We start from the raw sequence: 2375 nt of genomic DNA on the forward strand, positions 1-2375 counted from the left end.
TTTGTTGCTGCTACAATTGTCAGGTACTCATTTAAACCCAAACGCTTTTGCTGCTGCTTGCCGGACGGGTCTTCAACGACAAGTTTGAAGTGGTTAATTTGTCCTTTAGCCCCTCCATCGATCACTATTTTATTTTTCCAACCTTCGCAATACTCTGGGAAGGTCTTTTTGATCGCTTGATCGCGCCATTCATAACAACCTATTGCTTCTAGTGCTGGGGCAATATCTTGAACTGTATACTCGATGCCGAGGTGCTCGGCTAGAGCTCTACCTCTCTCTAAGCTAGTTGAAGAAGAATCTGTTTCTGGCATTAAGATTCCAAATACTTTTTTCGGGCCAAGTGCACTGACAGCTAAAGCTGCACTAACTGAGCTGTCTATTCCACCAGATATTGCGACGACCAAGCCGCGACGGTGTAGCGTTTTTCGTAAGGAGTCTCTAATAAATCCCCCAATGCGTTCTACCTCAGCTGCATGGTCTAACTGGGTGTATTGTTTAAGTAGGTTTTCAACTTGGCTATTCATTAGTGATCTCTTCTTTCCGTAAATGAGTTATTTGCGCGCATTGGCAAAGCTTGCTAGCTCGTGACGTTTTATTTTTCCGCTACTTGTGCGAGGAAATTCACTGACCCAGAAAATTTCCTTAACTTGTTTGTGAGGCGGTAGATTTTTCCGGCAATGATAGCGGATCGGTTTTGGGTCTTCACCAAAGCCCTGTTTGAGAATTACAAAAGCAGCGATGACTTCGCCTAGCAGCTCGTCTTTGATTCCAGTGACAGAAACCTCGCTAACAGCATCACACTCCAGGATAACTTCTTCAATTTCTTCTGGGTGAATACGGTTAGCGCCAGATTTAATCATTTGTTTCTGGCGGCCTTTGATGTAATAGAAACCATCAATATCTCTGTAGCCCAAATCGCCGGTGTGTAGCCAGTCACCTGTAATTGTTTGTTCCGTAGCCGTTGGGTTGCTCAAATATCCTTGCATGATATTGTCTCCCTTGGCAATAAGTTCACCTGTCTCGTTTGGCCCCAATAGTTTGCCGCTTTCATCGCTAATCGCTAACTCTACATCAGGTATTGGGATGCCGATTGAGCCGGCTTTTTCTAGTAGTCTGGCTGGCGGCAGGTAGGTGAGCCTTGCTGACGCTTCAGTTTGTCCATACATGACGTAAATATCGGTGTTAGGTAGTGCCTCTAGTAACTCTTTGGTAGTCGTAACACTCATACTTCCACCTGCCTGGGTAATATATCTAAGTTGCGGATGTATTTTGGCAAAGCTAGTCTTATGTAAAAGAATTTGAAATGTTGAGGGTACACCAGAAAAACCCGTAATGCTTGCTTTGTTTAAGTCTTCAGCAATGAGTTTAGGGTAGAGCATTGACTGCCCTAAGCAAATACTTGCCCCAGCATAAATATGAGTTTGTAATACTGAGTTGCCGTAGCTGTATGTGAATGGTAATACGCAATAGGTGCAGTCGGTCGCACTTAAGCTCAGGTATTGGACAATTGATTGAGTATTAGCAAGCAGGTTACTATGAGAAAGCATGACACCTTTAGGGTCTCCTGTGGTGCCAGAGGTAAACAAGATTAGCGCGTTGTGCTCAACAGCTGGGATTACCCACTGGTCTAAGTCGGGTTTCGCTGCTTCCGTGTCTAATAATAGCTCAAATTCATTTGCCTCTACCTTGAGGTGTTGAACTGAGTTTTCTAAGTTTATTGCCAAATTATTTTTGGTGATGGCTAACTTCGCTTGAGAGAAATCCAGAATATGTTGAACTTCTCGAACAGCACTTTGGCTGTGCAGTGGAATAACAGTAATGTCTAGAGACCAGCAAGCATAAAGGAGAGCGATATATTCAGCGGAATTTTCCAGGCATATAACAGCTTTGTCGTTGCTAGGAATATTCAATGATTTAATCTTCTTCCTATAGATGTTAACAAGGCAAGCTAGCTGGTAATAGCTAAGATTCCTTGCTTCGTTAACACTATATGTTACGGCAGTCCGGTCTGGAGTAGAATGAGCATGCTTCGCCAGCGCACTTAATATGCTTGCTATCGTCATACTATGCAGATTTCTTAGAAATATAAGCTAGTAGGTTGTTGATTGAGTCAAGGTTTTCAGGAACCATCTCTTCATCTTCAACGGTGATGTTAAAATCATCCTCAAGCAGTGCAATGACTTCGAGTATTCCCATGGAGTCTAGAATGCCTTTATCCAAAAAAGAGTCATCATTTTTGAGTTCGTCTTGATTGTCTGTGAACATGTAGTTCTCAAGGATAAATGTTCTTAGCGTTGCTTCATTGCTCATAGTGTTTCCTAAATCTTAAATAAAAAGATGTTGTTACATTATTGTAAGGATTATTTATTCTAACT

General features: G+C 42.3%; 3 protein-coding genes. All 3 read right to left on the reverse strand.

From position 1 onward, the window contains the following. On the reverse strand, window positions 1-524 hold a 524-nt coding region (locus A3735_RS17355; protein WP_231882570.1), incomplete at its 3' end, for an asparagine synthase-related protein. A gap of 27 nt (window positions 525-551) precedes the next feature. Then, window positions 552-2063 (reverse strand): class I adenylate-forming enzyme family protein, encoded by a 1512-nt coding sequence (locus tag A3735_RS17360; RefSeq protein ID WP_082865367.1) that lies wholly within the window; start codon window positions 2061-2063, stop codon window positions 552-554. Window position 2064: 1 nt separating this feature from the next. Further along, entirely contained in the window at window positions 2065-2310 is a 246-nt protein-coding gene (locus tag A3735_RS17365) for an acyl carrier protein (RefSeq protein WP_068515291.1), read from the reverse strand. Window positions 2311-2375 lie beyond the last annotated feature (65 nt).

Source organism: Oleiphilus sp. HI0061, from assembly GCF_001635675.1.